The organism is Paraburkholderia fungorum (assembly GCF_900099835.1).
In the GTDB taxonomy this organism is placed as follows: domain Bacteria; phylum Pseudomonadota; class Gammaproteobacteria; order Burkholderiales; family Burkholderiaceae; genus Paraburkholderia; species Paraburkholderia fungorum_A.
Genome location: NZ_FNKP01000003.1, coordinates 703,083 through 718,708, shown reverse-complemented (window position 1 = coordinate 718,708; position 15,626 = coordinate 703,083). Strand labels below are relative to the sequence as shown.

Below are 15,626 nucleotides of genomic sequence, written 5' to 3'. Positions count from 1 at the left end.
TTCACATTCGGCCGTGGCGGCACCCGGCGGGCAGGGTAGAAGCGAATCATCGAGCGAACCATCGACAGAGAGCGAGCCATGCGCGACACCATTCTTCGTTTCGAAGCGAGTATCGGGGAAGCGGTCATCGGTCAGGAGGCGGTCGTGCGGCAAATTCTGATCGCGTTGCTCGCCGACGGTCACGTGTTGCTCGAAAGTCTGCCGGGTCTCGCGAAAACGCGAACCGTGAAGGCCATCGCCGCGCGCCTCGCCGTGACGATGAAGCGCATCCAGTTCACACCCGACCTGCTGCCGTCCGACATCACCGGCGGCGAGACGCTGCTGCAATCGGGCAGCGAACGCACGCTGCGATTTCAGCCGGGTCCGATCTTCGGCAACCTGATTCTCGCGGACGAAATCAACCGCGCGCCGGCGAAGGTGCAGTCCGCGCTGCTCGAAGCGATGGAGGAACGGCAAATCTCCGTAGCGGGCGAAACTCACCTGATGCCTGGCTTATTCCTCGTGATGGCAACGCAGAATCCCATCGAGCAGGAGGGCACGTATCCACTGCCCGAGGCGCAGATGGACCGGTTCCTTCTCAAGGTATTGATCGGTTATCCGTCGCCGCAAAACGAGGCTGACATGCTGCGCCTGTTGCGGCGCGAGAGCGAAGGCACGGTCACGCAATTCGACACGCTGTCGCAGGAAACGGTGATCGCCGCGCGCGAGCAGGCACGGCGCGTTGCGGTGGCGCCCGCTATCGACGAATACATCGTGTCGCTCGTCAACGCGACACGCCACGGCGCCACGCTCGACGCGGATCTCGGCAAGTGGATCGAAGTGGGCGCGAGCCCGCGCGGCGCGATTGGACTGGATCGCGCGAGCCGTGTGCATGCGTGGCTCGACGCGCGCGATTTCGTCACGCCCGACGACGTGCGCGCGGTGATTCATCCGGTGCTGCGGCATCGGCTGCTGCTGTCTTACGACGCGAACGCGGACCACGTGAGCGCCGACCAGGTGATCGACCGGCTGGTGGAAAAGGTCGCGGTGCCCGCGTAGCACGGAGGCCATGATGCCGAGCGTGGAAGGATCGATTGGAAGCGTGTATGTCGATGCCGCGCATCTCGTGCAGCTGGAATGGCGCGCGCGCGGCTTGAGCTTCGTCGCGCCCGCGCCGGTATCGAGCATTCTGTCGGGGCGTCAGGCGTCGCGTATGCGCGGGCGCGGCCTGAACTTCGAGGAACTGCGCGGCTATCTTCCCGGCGACGATATCCGTCATCTCGACTGGCGCGTCAGTTTGCGAACGGGCAAGCCGCACGTACGTGTCTATACCGAAGAACGCGACCGGCCGCTGCTCGTCGTCGTCGATCAGCGGATGAGCATGTTCTTCGGATCGAGCCGCGCGTTCAAGTCGGTGGTCGCCGCCGAAGCTGCCGCACTCGCGGTATGGATGGGGTTTGCCGCAGGCGACCGGGTGGGCGGCGTGGTCTTCGGCGACGATGAAATCGTGCGCGTGCGGCCATTGCGCAGCCGCAGCCGCATCGACATGCTGTTCAACGCCATCGCGAGAATGAACGCGTCGCTCGCTGCCGAGAGTCCGGCGCGCACCAACTACCTGCAACTGAACGCCGCGCTCGAAGGCGTGTTGCAGATCGCGAGTCACGATTTTCTGGTCTGCATCATCAGCGATTTCGCGGGCGCGAACGAGCGCACACGCGGGCTTTTGCGCCAGCTATCCACACACAACGATGTGGTCGCGACGCTGGTCTACGACCCCTTGTGGCAGCGGATGCCCGAACATCGCGCGCTGGTTGTCAGCGAGGGGCGCTTGCAGGTTGAACTGCGCATCGAACACGAACGTGTGCGTGCGCCGCTTGCGAGTCTTTTTAGCGGACGTGCTGCCGAGATTGCTGAATTGCTACGCGCGAGCGGCGTTCCGTTGATGGCGCTCTCGACGGCGGAGCCTGTCGTCGATCAGGTGCGCCGGTTGTTCGGCGAGCGGCCGCGTCATGTACCGGGGAGCGGGATATGAGTGGGCCGCCCTTGAGCACCCTGGTGCCACGCGATACGCCAGCCGCGTTGCAGCCGCTGCGCGAATTGCCGTTGCCCGACACGGTGTCTTACACGCCGCAGACCATCGGCTGGCTGTTCGTCGCAGTGTTGCTGATCGCGGTGCTTGCCGCGTTCGCATGGCGCGCGAGGCGCCGTTACGAGCGCGCACGCTACAGGCGTGAAGCGTTGGCGGAGCTTGCGCGCATCGAAGCGAATCTGAATGACGACACCACGCGTGTCGCCGCGCTCGCCGGGATCGGTCCGCTCATCAAACGTACGGCGCTCGCTGCCGCGCCGCGCGCGCAGGTGGCGTCGCTGAGCGGCGCGGCGTGGCTCGATTATCTGCGTCAGCACGGCGCATTCGATGACGAAAGCGGCGCGCTTCTGTACACCGCGAGCTACGCACCGGCGGCGCGCGTCGCGACAATCTCGCCCCAACAGGCGCAGCGTCTTGCGCAAACGGCGCGCGGCTGGATCGAAAGTCATCATGTGGAAATTTGAATTCCCGTGGATGTTCGTGCTGCTGCCGCTGCCCGCGCTGGTGTGGTGGCTCGCGCCCGCGTATCGCACGACGGCGTCGGCGGTGCGCATGCCGTTCTTTCAGGAAATGGCCGACGTGACGGGCGAACGGCCCGCGCCAGGCGGCGTGCGTCTGCGCAGCAACTGGCTGCAACGTCTGCTGATGCCGTTTCTATGGCTGTTGCTATCGATCGCGGCGGCGCGTCCGGTGTTCGTCGAAGCGCCCGTCACGCGCGACCTGCCCGCGCGCGACCTGCTGCTCGCCATCGACCTGTCGCAATCGATGAGCGAGCGTGATTTTGTCGAGGGTGCAACCGGCGAGCACATGGACCGGCTCACCGCGGTGAAGCACGTCGTCGCGGATTTCATCGCGCGGCGCAAAGGCGACCGCATCGGCCTCGTGGTGTTCGGCGACGGCGCGTATCCCCAGGCGCCACTGACGCTCGATCACGACAGCGTGCTCACCCTGCTCGACGCGATGCGGATCGGCATGGCGGGTCCGCGTACGGCGATTGGCGACGCAATCGGCCTCGCGGTCAGGCTGATGGAGAACACGCCCGCGCAGGAGAAAGTGCTGATCCTGCTGACCGACGGCAACGACACCGCGAGCGCGATTCCCCCCGAGCAGGCGGCGCGGATTGCGAAACGGCACGGTATCGTCGTACATACGATCGGCATCGGTGATCCGCAAACCGAAGGCGAAGACAAGGTCGATCTCGACGCGCTTGCCCGCATTGCGCAGATCACGGGCGGCAGTGCGTTTCATGCGCTAGGCCGCGAAGAGGACCTCGCAGCGGTCTATTCCACGATCGACAGAATGACGCCGGAGAAGATCAAACGCGAGGTGTACCGGCCGCAGCGCGAGTTTTATTGGGTGCCGCTCGCGCTCGCTGTGTCGCTGCTCACGCTGTATCACGTGCTGGCGTATCTGATTGCGTGGCTGCGCGCGCCGCGTCGCGTGCTGGTCGAACGGAAGGAGGCGTGAGATGACGATCGATCTCACTGCATTCCATTTTTTGCGACCGCTCTGGCTGTTGCTGCTGATCCCGGCTGTGCTGCTGCCGTTCGCGTGGTTGCGGCGCAACGATGTGCGCGCGCGATGGCGCGCCATCATCGCGCCGCCTCTGCTCGAACATCTGATTGTCGGCGAGAAAGCGCAGCGCGGCGTGCGACCTGTGCATACGCTCGCCGCGCTGATCGCGCTCGGCGCGGTTGCGGCTGCCGGGCCGACGTGGCAGGAGGAGCGGCCTCCGTTCGATCAGGACAAGGCGCCGCTGGTCGTTGTGTTGGAACTCGCGCGGTCGATGGATGCAAGTGATGTCGCGCCGAGCCGCATCGAACGCGCGAAGCAGAAGGTGCTCGATCTCGCTGCCGCGCGCAAGGGCGCGCGCACCGGGCTGGTGGTGTTCGCGTCGAGCGCGCATCTGGTAGTGCCGCCGACTGAAGATCCCGCGATGCTTGAGCTATACGTCCCCGCGCTCGCGCCCGAGTTGATGCCTCGCGACGGCAGGAATGCGGCAGCCGGCCTCGCGATTGCCGAGCAGATGCTGCAAAAGGAACAGGCGGCGGGAACCATTGTGTTCGTGAGCGACGGCTTCGACGAGAGCGGCACCGACGCATTTTTGCGCATCGCCAAGCAGACGAAACACCAGTTGTTATGGCTCGCTGTGGGGACCGAAAACGGCGGCCCGGTTCGCGACGCGAAAGGCGACATTGCCACCGACGACGCAGGCGGCCCCATCGTGGGCGCGTTCGACGCGGCGGCGATTCGCAGAATTACGCAGGCCGCGTCGATTCCTTTGGCGAGCGTGCGCGCCGACGATGACGACATCGAATGGGTGCAGCGCCGCGCGCAGGTCTATCTCGAAGCAGCGCAGGAATCGAAGATCGTGCCGCGCTGGAAAGAGTCGGGTTACTGGCTCGTGCTGCCGATACTCCTGATCGCGCTATATAGCTTCCGGCGTGGCTGGACGGTGAAGTGGCTGCCAATTTTATTGATGACGTCGGCGGCGCTGTTCGCGCCCAGGCATGCGCAAGCGGCATCGTTTGAATGGCTTGATCTTTTCGCGACTCACGATCAGCAAGGGCGATGGAATTTTGATCACGGCAACTATGCGCGGGCTGCGGCGCGATTCGACGACCCGATGTGGAAAGGGCGGGCGCAATATCTCGCGGGAGATTACGCCGGTGCGCTCGAAACATTTTCGCGAATCGATTCCGCGCAGGCAGACTTTTACATCGGCAATTCGCTGGCGCACATGAAGGACTACGCGGGCGCGCTGAAAGCCTACGACAGTGCGATTGCGAAACGCGCCGGGTTCGCGGAAGCCCTCGCGAACCGTGACCTGGTGGTGAAGCTCAGCAAGGACAAGCCGGACGAAGGCGACGAATCCACCACGGTGAAGCCGGACAAGATCGATCTGCAGAAAAAGAAGGGCAAGGAGGGCAAGCCCATGCTCGTGCAGCAGCAGGCGCCTTCGGAAGACACGTGGATGCGCAATCTCAACACGTCGCCTGCAACGTTCATGCAGCGGCGTTTCGCGCAGGAGGCGCAAGGCGCACCATGATCTCGCGCTTCGTTGCGATCCTGTTCGCGTGCATGCTCATGTCCACCGCCGCGCATGCCGATGACGCGCCGCGCACGATGCTGCGCGCGCATCTGGAACCGGCGGGACCGGTGGTCGCGGGCAGCGCGGTGAAGCTCGTCGTCGATACACTCACGACGACGTATTTCTCCGAAGCCCCCGACTGGCCGCTGTTCGATCTGCACGACGCATTTGTCACGCTGCCCGACGACAGCGGCCAGAACCTGAACGAGACGATCGACGGCGTGCGCTGGTTCGGCGTGAGCCGCGAGTATCAGATCGTGCCGCGCGCGGCGGGCACGTTCGAGGTGCCGTCGTTCAGGATCACGCTGCATCCGGGCGGTTCCGATACGCCGGTCACGTTGGAGACGCCGACCCTTAGCTTCTCGGCGACGCTGCCGCCTGGTGCCGAGAATATGGCGACGTTCTTTCCCGCACCGAAACTGACGGCGACCCAGGTTGTCGAGCCTAAGGACGGGCGGCTCGAAGTTGGCGGCACGATCACTCGCATCATCACCCAGCGCGCGGAAGCGACCGCGCCGATGCTGATTCCACCGCTTGCTTTCGGCGACGTCGACGGTTTGCGCCGCTATGCGAAAGCGCCTGCCACGCGTGTTATTTCCGATGGCCGGGGCGGCCTCATCGCCGGCGAGCGTGTCGACACGGTGGCTTATGTCGTGAACCGGCGCGGACACTACACGTTGCCGCCCATCGATATCGAATGGTGGAACACGGCGACGAAACAGCGTGAGATGGTTCATCTGCCCGCCGTCACATTCACGGCGCGGGCTGCCCAGGAAAAACCGCTATGGGCGATTCCCGCCGATGCGCTCGCGGGTGCAGCCCGACATACGGTGATTTTCCTGAGTGCGCGCGATCTCGTGCTGGCGGGCGTCGTACTTGCGTGCATCGTCGCTGTGGTGGCGTTTTATTCGCGCATGCGCGGCTGGGTCGAGCTACTCTCGCGATGGTGGTCTGCGCGGCGCAAGCGGCGCGCGCAAGGCGAGTTTGCCGCGTGGCGGGGGTTGCGTACGGCGGTGGAATCCGGCGCGATGCAGCGTATCGTGCCCGCTCTCTATCGATGGATCGATGCCAGTCCGCGCTTTGCGCGTCCGGCACGTGTCGCCATGATCGACGATCCGCAACTCAAGCCGCTCGCCGATGCCGTGCAGCAGCACTACACGCAACGCACCACGAACACGCCGCACGTGCGGCTCGATTTTCGCCGGATACGGCCACGCGCACGCAAACAGAAGCGCGACGCTCTTCCGCCGTTGAACGAGAGGTGACACCGCTGCGCGACACGCGATTTGGTGCGACGCACATCGCAAAAGGTAGCGCATTGGCGACGCGGGTTCTGACGGACCGCTGCCCGCAGGCCGCAGCGTCGTGAACGAGGTCAATCCTTGCTGCGCCAACCGCGCGACAGGTGCCGTCAGCGCGACGATCCGCGCGAAACGTCGAGCGGCCCGAAAAAGATGGCCTTCAGCGTCCCGCGCCCCATCACCCGAGACAATTCGGCGATGACGCAATACATGAGTATGAGCGTGACCAGCAGTATCTGGATCGCCCAGAAGCGCGGCCAGTTTATTTCGGTTACCAGTACGTGATTCGCAGCGAGCAGAGTCGGCGCGTCCTTCCAGGCGTCGTACAGCCGCTCCAGATAATGGACGACGAGCGCGACCATCGCGTACATCAAGGTTTTCCACGCGACGTTCCAGATCAGCGGCTTGTCGGGAAAGCGGTTGATGAACGGCAGCATATCCGCGACGAGGACCGATTTGCCGAGTATCAGCGAGGCGATCAGAACCGAGCCCGAGGTTCCGATCGAAATGCCGGTGCCCTTGATCATCAGCGCGCGAATGAGCGTGACGATATGGAGAATGAAGAAAAAGAACAGGGTGGGCGGGATGGCCTTCATCACTTCATGCTTGATCCTGCCGGGCAGCGTGCTCACGATGAAATCCTCCGCTTCACCTGCGGCTAATGCGGCGATGACGCCCACTCAAACGCAGTTGCAGGACGTCATTGGCGGGCCGCCGCGTTCGCAAGCCTATCGCTGCCGGCAAGGGCGGCCCGGAAACCTGATAACCGGGCTACCTGTCGGTGTCAGTACGGCGCGCGCACCACGACGTATTGCGCGCCCTGTGGCTGATACCAGGTGCTGCCGCACTGCTGGTAGATCAACCCGCCGTAGTTCACGGGTACGCAATTTGCGGGCACCGTGCGCACCATCGATCCGATAACCGCCGAAGTGACAGCCACCGTCGCCGTGACGGCAGCCGCCGTCGCGATCGGGTGATAGTCGTCGTCCCAGCCGCCGTGGTGGTAGTAGTCGTCGTGATGATCGCCGCCGCCGTGATGGTCGTCGCCGTGATTATTGCCGTTCGCATTCACGTTGACATTGCGGTTGACGTTCACGTTGTTCACGCTGGTGTTGCGGACGTTGTTGGTACGCGGATCGGCGTGGACATTGTTGATCTGTCCGCCGCCGTGAGGGCCGCCGCCACCACCGTGAGGGCCGCCGCCGCCGTGAAATCCACCACCGCCGCCTCCGCCCCCACCACCGTGAAATCCTCCACCTCCGCCGCCACCGCCGCCTCGCTGCATGTGACCGCCGCCACCGCCAAATGCGAGCGCATCGGTCAGCGGCGCCGCGCCGAGGGTCGCACCAACGGTCACCAGAATCGGAAGCAGGGTTCGATTTCGCCAAAGTACGGTCTTCATGGCCTACTCCCGTTTTCCGTCAACCGGAACAACCTCGATCTTCTTCGCGCCCGCCGGGGGCCGGAACGTGAACTCGGAGTCCTTGAAAGTGGGCGAGGTCGTCCAGTCGATGATCGAGACCGACTGCGGACGCGCATCGTCATCCCGTCGCGTGATCACCAGCTTGCGCGGCAAAGGCTTGTCGCCGGTCGTGATCCAGATCTGCCAGTCGATATCCTTCTGGCGGAACGCGTAGTGGTCGGTCAGGTCCGGGCCGATGTAGTCCTGGCCCGCGAACATCGCGGATTCGAACTGGTCAACCGGCGCATCGGGCGTGCCCCAGACGAACAGGTCGGCAAGCGGAAATTCGATACCGTACCGTTCGTGCAGGCGCGCGACGAGCGCCGAGATATTGCCGTCGAAGGCGACCGTCGAGTAGTACTTCTGCTGCGGCACATAGAGCGATACGGTTTTGCCGTCGTAGAAGATCTCGCGCTCGCTTCTCGCGCTTCGCATCACTGTGCGAACCCGGTGAGGGCGGTCCACGTCGAGTTGCGCGACAGCAGTGTGCTGGAGTTTCTGGCCGTCTTCGAGAACGCGCTCACCAGTCAGGTCGAGCGTGACACTGAACCGCTTGAGCGACTGGAGATGCGTGCCCATTTTCTGGAGCGCCTGAATGGCGGCAGGATCTACCGGATTCGCGGGCGCGCTGGCGGCGACGGGGGCCGACGCCGTTTGCGCCTCGATGTGAGGCGCGAGCATCGTTCCGGCCACCGTCAGAATGGCAAAAACGCTTCGCTTCATTGTGCTCTCCCAATTCGTGAGAGAAACGCCTGGTGAATCTGAAGGCGTGTCGGCGGCGAGCATTTTCGCGGTATCCGCGGTGCACTCGCGCAGTCTAATGTAGTGTTCATCTGCGTGAAATGAAAGAACGAAATTCAATATTGCCCGAAGGGGAAGCGGGCTTGCCGCAAGTACCTATGGCTCGCTATGGTCTTCTGTGGGAAAACGCTTAACGGCGAACGGGTGCCTTCACATCACCGCGATCCGCCTCGACCGGGCACCCACCATGTCAGACACTGCCCCACTATCCGGAGGGAACACGATGGCATCTGAAACCGGTTTTACGGCGCTTACGAGGCCTGCGCTGTTGCAGCAGATCTCACGCTGTCTCGGCGGAATCGTTTTCTGCGCAGGCGTGCTGCTGAGCGGCTGCGCCAGCCATCAAACGCCGGGGGTGACATCGCAACCGGCGCAATCGGCCGGGCAACTGGCCGCGGCGTTGCCGTCATGGCAGGACGGCGCCGCGCGCACGGCCATCGTCAAGTTCATCGCCGATGTGACGCGCGAAGGTTCTTCCACTTATGTGCCGCCCGAGGCGCGCATTGCGGTGTTCGATAACGACGGCACGTTGTGGAGCGAGCAGCCTGTACCGTTCCAGTTGTCGTTCATGATCGAACGATTGAAAGCGGCTGCGCCGCAGCATCCGGAATGGACGCGTAATCCGGCGTATAAGGCGCTTCTCGCGAACGACACGGCAGCGCTTGCGAAGAACAGCAAGGCGCTTCTGCAGATGCTGGCCGTGGCTAACAGCGGCATGGCGACCGACGAATATGATCGCTCGATTCGCGCGTGGCTCGCCAGCGCGAAGCATCCGGTGCTCAATCGTCCGTATACCGAACTCGTGTATCAGCCGCAGCTCGAATTGCTCCGTCTGCTGCGAGCCAACGGCTTTCGCGTGTGGATCGTGTCCGGCGGCACGGCCGAATTCATGCGCGTGTGGGCGAAAGAGGCTTATGGAGTGCCGCCGGAACAGGTAGTAGGCAGCGAAGAGAAGCTGAAGTATGAAGTGCGCGACGGCAGGCCGGTGCTGATTCGCCAGCCTGGTTTTGATTTTATCGACGATGGTCCGGGCAAACCCGTCGGTATTTTTCGCTCGATCGGCAAGCGCCCGATTCTCGCTTTCGGCAATTCCGACGGCGACCGGGAAATGCTTGAGTATGTTGCAAGCGGTCCTGGCGAAACGCTTGCGTTGCTGTTGCATCACGACGATGCCGATCGGGAATTCGCTTACGACCGGCAGTCGTCAATGGCGCGGCTCGATAAAGCATGGGACGAAGCCAAACGCGAAGGATGGATCGTCGTCAGCATGAAGCAGGACTGGACTATCGTGTATCCGCCCAAGGCCGGCGCAATGCAATGACCGGTTGCCAATCCGGTCGATCACGGGTTCTCGAGCAGAGCCCGTGCGAACCGCCGGTACAACCAGCACGCGCATGTCGCGCCGACGACCATGCCTACAGAGGAGAATAGCGACACGACAATCGCAATGGGATAGAGCGATGTCGATCTATCCCCCGTGCTGAACCACGCGCGAAGAATAGCGAACAGGGCGATCAAAAAGACTTCGAGCGGCGCCAGTGTCAGCATGTGTGAAACGACGATTCGCCAGAAATGCCCGCGTGTATCGCGCCATGATGCACGCCAGCGAATGGCGCGTCCGATCCCGACATGACAGAACAACAAGCTGAAGCGAATTGCGATGAAGGTGACGACGCATATCGCAATCACGCTCCATACGAACAGTTGCAATCCCGTTTTGCCCAGATAGCCATTGAAAGAGTGGGTCACAGAAAACCCGACGGCGACTATCAGAGCGCCGACGACAATACTGCCGAAGCCGATTGCAAGACACAAACCGAAGTAGCGCCAGAATTGCTTTCCGAACACGGAGCGAGGATGGGATTCCTGCTCCCCGAGCATGACGTACCGCACAACCTGAATGGGCAGCGCAATCATGACCGCGAACCTGACGGGTATGAAAATCCATTGCAATAAATTCGATGCAATAGCTGATGACGAGAGGCCGTGCAAACCGCCTGATTCGATGGAAATAGCATTATCGGCAAGCAATATTGCAAATGCAGCGGCTACGGTAAAAGGCCTGCGGCGGACAAAACCTGTGGCATCCACCCACGCTTGCCGGACACATTCCCAAAAGGCCATTGCTCCCATGGCTCCCCCGTTCTCTGTTGTTTGAGGTCTGCTGCGCGGTCGTTGTCGGCCGCTTGTCCGATTTGTATTCCGACTGTCAGCTTAGCGGCGACGCAGCGAATTCCACGATATCACGGCTTGTGTCGTTCTCTCCGCGCTGCACCGTCACGCGAGAAAGTGCGATGTAACCGGTCACGCAATATTCACAAAAGCGAATTTAGTGGTTACAATGGCGCCCCGTTGCTTAGGTGACGGGACTGGCAGACGCCCCGGCTTGAAGGGGTAGTGCCGAAAGGTGTGTGGGTTCTTATCCAGACATCCTTTGTTGAAGAAGAAAGATGCCGACGTGGTGAAATTGGTAGACACGCTATCTTGAGGGGGTAGTGGCGAAAGCTGTGCGAGTTCGAGTCTCGCCGTCGGCACCAGATGTATGAGTTGTGAAGCAGGACCCAAGCGGACTATTCCGCACGCTATAACCCTGTAGGCGCCGGTAACCGGTTGTCCGACAGCGGCCGCATGACCCTTCAGTTGCAAGAGCCCCGGAGCAAATATTGTCGGATCGACTTTCGGTTCGCCGACGACAATCGCTCGCTCTCGCTCCTTTGGTGGCTTCAAAAATGATGCCGTCTCTTGGCTCGCCTCTGCAAACATTCCATTTCTGCGATTGACGCTCCGGACATCGCATACGGCTAGCAAGTCGCACACTCGTGGCAGTCCCTTTTTATCACTGCATACGCTTCCCGTTCGTTGCCAAAGGCAGCGTCCGGCGCGGAACAGAAATTGCGACAAAAGATCGCAGGCAGCGAGAGAAGCAAAACGACTATCCAAAGGAGTTCGACATGCCGACTCTATCCAAGGGCGACAAGGTGCAATGGCAAACCTCACAGGGACGCACCGAAGGCACCGTCACGCGCAAAGTGAGCGGCACAGCAAAAGCCGGCGGCCACGTTGCGAAGGCGTCCCCTGACAATCCTCAGTACGAGGTGGAAAGCTCGAAAAGCGGCAAGACGGCCATTCATAAGGCCGATGCTTTGAAGAAAGTCCGCTGATAAAGAGCGCGACGAGAGCGGGGTGCCTCGCCGCCTGTTTAGTACATGGAGGCGCAGGTCAGTGCGCTCAGGCTTGATCCGTATGCTGCGTATTCCGCGCATGCCGGTTGGCAAACGTAGGCAGATGCCACCTGAGCCGCAGCGAAGCGAGGCGCAAGCCGACGCAGGCGAGCGTGGCGACCCATGGCGTCCACGGCTGAGCCACGCCGAAGTGTTCGCATGCCACCATCAAGGCCGAACCCAGCAATGCGGCCGATGCGTAAATTTCCCTCTGCAGAATGACCGGTACGCGGGCGAGCAGAATGTCGCGCAACGTGCCTCCGCCAACCGCCGTGACCACACCGAGCAGCACTGCTGCTTCTGCGTTATGCCCATACGTCAGCGCTTTTTGCGCACCGGACACGGCAAATAGCCCCAATCCGATGGCGTCGAAAAAAAGCACGGAGTGCCGCAATTTTCTGATCTGCGGATACGCGACGATCACCATGAGTGCGGCGCCGATCGAGGTGGACAGATAGCGCCAGTTCGACAGACCAGCAGGCGGTATCGCGCCGATGCACACATCGCGCACGATGCCGCCGCCGCAAGCCACCACGAACGCGATAGCCAGCACGCCGAACAGATCGAGATTGCGCTGCTTCGCCGCCACCGCGCCGCTGATCGCAAAGACGAATGTTCCGACCAGGTCGAGTAGCAGAAAGAGGGCGTGTCCACTCATGACGCTGCGTTCCCCTCGCCGAGCCATTCCGCCGCCGCGCCCAGCATCGCGAGCAGGCCCGTTTTCAACGTGGGATGCAGCGTCGGCGCGAATTTCGGCGAGTGATTGCTAGGGATCTGGTTAAGCTGCTTCTTCGCCTTTGCGTCGGCATATTGCTGCGGGTCGGTTCCGCCGACAAACCAGAAAACGTAGGGCACATTCCAGCGACGCCCGAATATGCTGAAGTCTTCGCTGGCTGCGGCGGGTGGTGTTTCGTACGCACTTTCGCCGAATTGGGCGGCGAATGCCTGTGCGACGCGTGCAGTCGCTTCCTTGTCGTTCTCGGTCAACGGGTAGCTGCTGAGCGTGGTGAACTCCGGTTCCCTCGGCGCGTTGGACGCCACACACTCTGCGCAGCAGATTCGTTTGATGGCCGACAGCATGTACTCGCGCACGTCTTCGTCATAGGTACGCATGTTGAGTTTGAGCGTCGCATCGTCGGGGATGATGTTTTCTTTCGTGCCGGCCTGTAGCGATCCGATTGTCAGTACCGCGCTTTCGCTCGGCGCGATTTCGCGCGACACGATGGTTTGCAGCCGCAAGGTCGTCGATGCCGCCATGATCACCGGGTCGACCGATGTTTGCGGCTGCGAGCCATGCGAGCCGCGTCCGAAGAGCTTGACCTTGAGGCTGTCGCCCGCGGAGAGAATCGCGCCGCTGCGATAACCGACCGTGCCGGCCACGCCGACCATCACGTGCTGACCCAGGATGATGTCGGGCTTGGGAAAGCGCTCGATCATGCCGTCGTCCATCATGCTTTGAGCGCCACGGCCCACTTCTTCGCCGGGCTGAAAGACCGCGAGCACCGTTCCGCTCCACGTGTCACGATGCTGCGCGAGCAGGCGTGCGGCACCCATTAACCACGTGACGTGAAGATCGTGTCCACATGCGTGCGAAACGCCTACCTGTACCCCGTCTTCGTCTTTCGCGATGACCGTGCTCGCATAGGGCAGGCCGGTGGCCTCCGCGACCGGGAGCGCGTCCATATCGGCGCGAAGCATGACCGTCGGCCCCTCGCCGTTGCGCAACACGCCGACCACGCCGGTGACACCAATCTCGCGCGTCACCTCGAATCCCTGAGCGGCCAGGTAGTCGGCGGCGATTTTTGCAGTACGCACCTCCTGCATCGAAAGCTCGGGATGTTGATGCAGGTCTTTGTAAATGGCTTCGAGTTCGGGCAGCAGAGCGTCCGCGTCGGGTATGAGTGCGCTGATCAGTTGCTTCATGGGTCCTCCGTTGGCGGCGAGAGAGAAACTACGCATAGTCTGATGATCGGCCGGCGTCGCGATGACGTTTCAGGCGGAGCTGAGCGTGGACAAGGATAGCAGTGTCCTTTCCATCAACAGGCTGGCGCAAATGATCAGATCAAATACTTTTTGAGGAAATCAGATCGTGGAAGCCGGACCGCACTTTCCAGAAGGAAGAAGCGTAGCACCAGTCCCAAGTTTATATAGTTGAAAATTGCAACTATATGCTCGTGCTGTGCCGGGAGGAATGTGCCTGAGGGTAGGCGGGAAAGCGAATGGAGGAGTTGCATAAAAAGAAGCCGCGGCAGCGGCCGCGGCTTTTAAGTGCACTCGCCGAAGTCAGCCGGCGAGATGCCAGTATTACATATTGCTTTCAGTCGCGCTATAAATTGATGTCGAACCCGCGACTACAGCGACCGCTCAATGGCTTGTCCCAGTAACTTAAGGCCCAAATCGATTTCGTCTTCGCTGACGGTCAACGGCGGCGCGATCCTGAATACGCCGCCCATCCCCGGCAATTGCACAATGTTCATGCTGAGCCCCAGCTTCATGCACTCTCGCGTGATCTTTGCGCCGAGCCCGTCCGCCGGCTCCTTCGTGCGGCGATCCTTGACGATCTCCATGCCCAGAAGCAGTCCGCGTCCGCGAATGTCGCCGATGCATTCGAAACGTTCCATCAGATCCAGCAGCCCGCGCCTGAGTCGCGCGCCCATCACGTTGGCACGCGCGACCAGCCCTTCGCGTTCGACCACGTCGAGCACGCGCAAACCGACGGCGGCGGGCAGCGGATCGGACACGTGGGTCGTATAAAACAGGTACCCGAGTTCGTGAGCGCGCTCCTCGATCTGCGCAGAGGTGACGACCGCCGCCAGCGGCAGACCGGCGCCAAGCGTTTTCGACAGCGTAAGAATGTCGGGTGTCACGCCGTCGCGCTGGCAGGCGAACATCGTGCCCGTGCGGCCGACGCCGGTTTGCGCTTCATCGAGAATCAACAGCATCCCGCGCTCTTCGCATTTGCGCTTGAGCGCGGCCATGTAGCCTTCCGGCAACTCGATGATGCCGCCGGAGCTGAGAATCGGCTCTGCGATGAAGGCCGCGAGATTGCCGCTCGACTGACGATCGATGAGGTCGAACGCGTAATCCAGTTCGGCCAGATAGTCGTATTCGCCGTGCCGCTCGAATTTTGGCCGATACGTAAACGGCGCGGGAATCGCAAACGAGCCGACGGAGGCCGGACCCACGCCCTTGCGACCGGCGCTGTAGGTTGCGGAAGCGGCCGCGCCGGTCATGCCATGCCAGGACTGCGCAAAACCGACAATTTCATATTTACCGGTAACGAGCTTCGCCATGCGAATCGCCGCTTCGTTCGACTCCGCGCCGGTACTCAGGAGCAGCGCGCGGTCGAGTCCCTCGGGTGTGATGTCGGCTAGCCGCGTTGCCAGATCGACCACCGGCCGCGACAGCATTCCGCTGAAAAGATGATCCAGTTTGCCCGCGTATTCGTTGATGACCGACACGATTTCCGGGTGACTATGCCCGAGCACCGCGCTCATCTGGCCCGACGTGAAATCGAGAATCGCACGACCGTCCGCGTCATAAACGAAACTGCCCTGCGCGCGCTCGATGATCATCGGCTCGAAGGTGCCGCCATAGCGAATCAGGTGCTGCCTGGCATTACGCCAGAAAGTTGCATCGTCGTTGCGGGACACGTGGCTTCTCCTTGAGCGAGGGCGGGAAT

15 protein-coding genes and 1 tRNA gene are annotated in these 15,626 nt (G+C 62.0%); 9 read left to right on the top strand and 7 right to left on the bottom strand.

The features are described from left to right. Positions 1-78 precede the first annotated feature (78 nt). From BLS41_RS32495 to BLS41_RS32470, 6 genes are read left to right on the top strand one after another with little or no spacing between them, the layout of a single operon-like run. Complete coding sequence (locus BLS41_RS32495) at positions 79-1,038, top strand: AAA family ATPase (RefSeq protein ID WP_074771802.1); 960 nt, start codon at positions 79-81, stop codon at positions 1,036-1,038. A 10-nt stretch (positions 1,039-1,048) separates the two neighbouring features. Continuing rightward, on the top strand, positions 1,049-2,011 hold the full coding sequence (locus BLS41_RS32490) for a DUF58 domain-containing protein (RefSeq protein ID WP_074771800.1): 963 nt from the start codon (positions 1,049-1,051) through the stop codon (positions 2,009-2,011). Next, complete coding sequence (locus tag BLS41_RS32485) at positions 2,008-2,532, top strand: DUF4381 domain-containing protein (RefSeq protein ID WP_074771798.1); 525 nt, start codon at positions 2,008-2,010, stop codon at positions 2,530-2,532. The genes BLS41_RS32490 and BLS41_RS32485 overlap by 4 nt, the downstream gene beginning before the upstream one ends. Next, a complete protein-coding gene (locus BLS41_RS32480; RefSeq protein ID WP_074771796.1) occupies positions 2,519-3,535 on the top strand; it encodes a vWA domain-containing protein in 1,017 nt (338 codons plus the stop codon). Before BLS41_RS32485 ends, BLS41_RS32480 begins: the two co-directional genes overlap by 14 nt. 1 nt (position 3,536) lies before the next feature. Next, positions 3,537-5,117 (top strand): vWA domain-containing protein, encoded by a 1,581-nt coding sequence (locus BLS41_RS32475; RefSeq protein ID WP_074771794.1) that lies wholly within the window; start codon positions 3,537-3,539, stop codon positions 5,115-5,117. Further along, positions 5,114-6,424 (top strand): BatD family protein, encoded by a 1,311-nt coding sequence (locus tag BLS41_RS32470; protein WP_074771792.1) that lies wholly within the window; start codon positions 5,114-5,116, stop codon positions 6,422-6,424. Before BLS41_RS32475 ends, BLS41_RS32470 begins: the two co-directional genes overlap by 4 nt. A gap of 146 nt (positions 6,425-6,570) precedes the next feature. Here the strand turns inward: BLS41_RS32470 and BLS41_RS32465 are convergent, their stop codons facing one another. From BLS41_RS32465 to BLS41_RS32455, 3 genes are all read right to left on the bottom strand, one after another. Further along, positions 6,571-7,092, bottom strand: a complete 522-nt coding sequence (locus tag BLS41_RS32465) for a hypothetical protein (protein WP_074773291.1) — start codon at positions 7,090-7,092, stop codon at positions 6,571-6,573. A gap of 152 nt (positions 7,093-7,244) precedes the next feature. After that, a complete protein-coding gene (locus tag BLS41_RS32460) occupies positions 7,245-7,745 on the bottom strand; it encodes a hypothetical protein (RefSeq protein WP_429253276.1) in 501 nt (166 codons plus the stop codon). Between the two features lie 120 nt (positions 7,746-7,865). After that, positions 7,866-8,645: a DUF2092 domain-containing protein gene (locus BLS41_RS32455; protein ID WP_074771790.1), complete on the bottom strand. Its 780-nt coding sequence runs from the start codon at positions 8,643-8,645 to the stop codon at positions 7,866-7,868. A gap of 301 nt (positions 8,646-8,946) precedes the next feature. Here BLS41_RS32455 and BLS41_RS32450 point away from each other — a divergent pair, with 301 nt between their 5' ends. After that, entirely contained in the window at positions 8,947-10,044 is a 1,098-nt protein-coding gene (locus BLS41_RS32450) for an HAD family hydrolase (protein WP_074771788.1), read from the top strand. A gap of 20 nt (positions 10,045-10,064) precedes the next feature. Here the strand turns inward: BLS41_RS32450 and BLS41_RS32445 are convergent, their stop codons facing one another. Continuing rightward, positions 10,065-10,856, bottom strand: coding sequence for a hypothetical protein (locus BLS41_RS32445; protein WP_143026435.1), 792 nt, complete (start codon positions 10,854-10,856; stop codon positions 10,065-10,067). A 319-nt stretch (positions 10,857-11,175) separates the two neighbouring features. Here BLS41_RS32445 and BLS41_RS32440 point away from each other — a divergent pair. Both BLS41_RS32440 and BLS41_RS32435 read left to right on the top strand, forming a co-directional pair. Next, a tRNA-Leu gene (locus BLS41_RS32440) sits at positions 11,176-11,260 on the top strand. Positions 11,261-11,674: 414 nt separating this feature from the next. Continuing rightward, positions 11,675-11,884, top strand: coding sequence for a hypervirulence associated TUDOR domain-containing protein (locus tag BLS41_RS32435; protein WP_074771784.1), 210 nt, complete (start codon positions 11,675-11,677; stop codon positions 11,882-11,884). A 67-nt stretch (positions 11,885-11,951) separates the two neighbouring features. Here BLS41_RS32435 and BLS41_RS32430 read toward each other — a convergent pair whose 3' ends face one another. The 3 genes from BLS41_RS32430 to BLS41_RS32420 form a co-directional block, all read right to left on the bottom strand. Further along, positions 11,952-12,602, bottom strand: a complete 651-nt coding sequence (locus BLS41_RS32430) for a trimeric intracellular cation channel family protein (RefSeq protein WP_074771782.1) — start codon at positions 12,600-12,602, stop codon at positions 11,952-11,954. Next, complete coding sequence (locus BLS41_RS32425) at positions 12,599-13,867, bottom strand: M20 family metallopeptidase (protein WP_074771780.1); 1,269 nt, start codon at positions 13,865-13,867, stop codon at positions 12,599-12,601. Before BLS41_RS32425 ends, BLS41_RS32430 begins: the two co-directional genes overlap by 4 nt. A 428-nt stretch (positions 13,868-14,295) precedes the next feature. Next, entirely contained in the window at positions 14,296-15,597 is a 1,302-nt protein-coding gene (locus tag BLS41_RS32420) for an aspartate aminotransferase family protein (protein ID WP_074771778.1), read from the bottom strand. Positions 15,598-15,626: the final 29 nt, after the last annotated feature.

What these genes read in the sequence shown, in the direction of transcription:
- BLS41_RS32495 (WP_074771802.1), top strand. Translation starts at nt 79, where the DNA reads ATGCGCGACACCATTCTTCGTTTCGAAGCGAGTATCGGGGAAGCGGTC.
- BLS41_RS32490 (WP_074771800.1), top strand. Translation starts at nt 1,049, where the DNA reads ATGATGCCGAGCGTGGAAGGATCGATTGGAAGCGTGTATGTCGATGCC.
- BLS41_RS32485 (WP_074771798.1), top strand. Translation starts at nt 2,008, where the DNA reads ATGAGTGGGCCGCCCTTGAGCACCCTGGTGCCACGCGATACGCCAGCC.
- BLS41_RS32480 (WP_074771796.1), top strand. Translation starts at nt 2,519, where the DNA reads ATGTGGAAATTTGAATTCCCGTGGATGTTCGTGCTGCTGCCGCTGCCC.
- BLS41_RS32475 (WP_074771794.1), top strand. Translation starts at nt 3,537, where the DNA reads ATGACGATCGATCTCACTGCATTCCATTTTTTGCGACCGCTCTGGCTG.
- BLS41_RS32470 (WP_074771792.1), top strand. Translation starts at nt 5,114, where the DNA reads ATGATCTCGCGCTTCGTTGCGATCCTGTTCGCGTGCATGCTCATGTCC.
- BLS41_RS32460 (WP_429253276.1), bottom strand. Translation starts at nt 7,745, where the DNA reads ATGCAGCGAGGCGGCGGTGGCGGCGGAGGTGGAGGATTTCACGGTGGT.
- BLS41_RS32455 (WP_074771790.1), bottom strand. Translation starts at nt 8,645, where the DNA reads ATGAAGCGAAGCGTTTTTGCCATTCTGACGGTGGCCGGAACGATGCTC.
- BLS41_RS32450 (WP_074771788.1), top strand. Translation starts at nt 8,947, where the DNA reads ATGGCATCTGAAACCGGTTTTACGGCGCTTACGAGGCCTGCGCTGTTG.
- BLS41_RS32445 (WP_143026435.1), bottom strand. Translation starts at nt 10,856, where the DNA reads ATGGGAGCAATGGCCTTTTGGGAATGTGTCCGGCAAGCGTGGGTGGAT.
- BLS41_RS32435 (WP_074771784.1), top strand. Translation starts at nt 11,675, where the DNA reads ATGCCGACTCTATCCAAGGGCGACAAGGTGCAATGGCAAACCTCACAG.
- BLS41_RS32430 (WP_074771782.1), bottom strand. Translation starts at nt 12,602, where the DNA reads ATGAGTGGACACGCCCTCTTTCTGCTACTCGACCTGGTCGGAACATTC.
- BLS41_RS32425 (WP_074771780.1), bottom strand. Translation starts at nt 13,867, where the DNA reads ATGAAGCAACTGATCAGCGCACTCATACCCGACGCGGACGCTCTGCTG.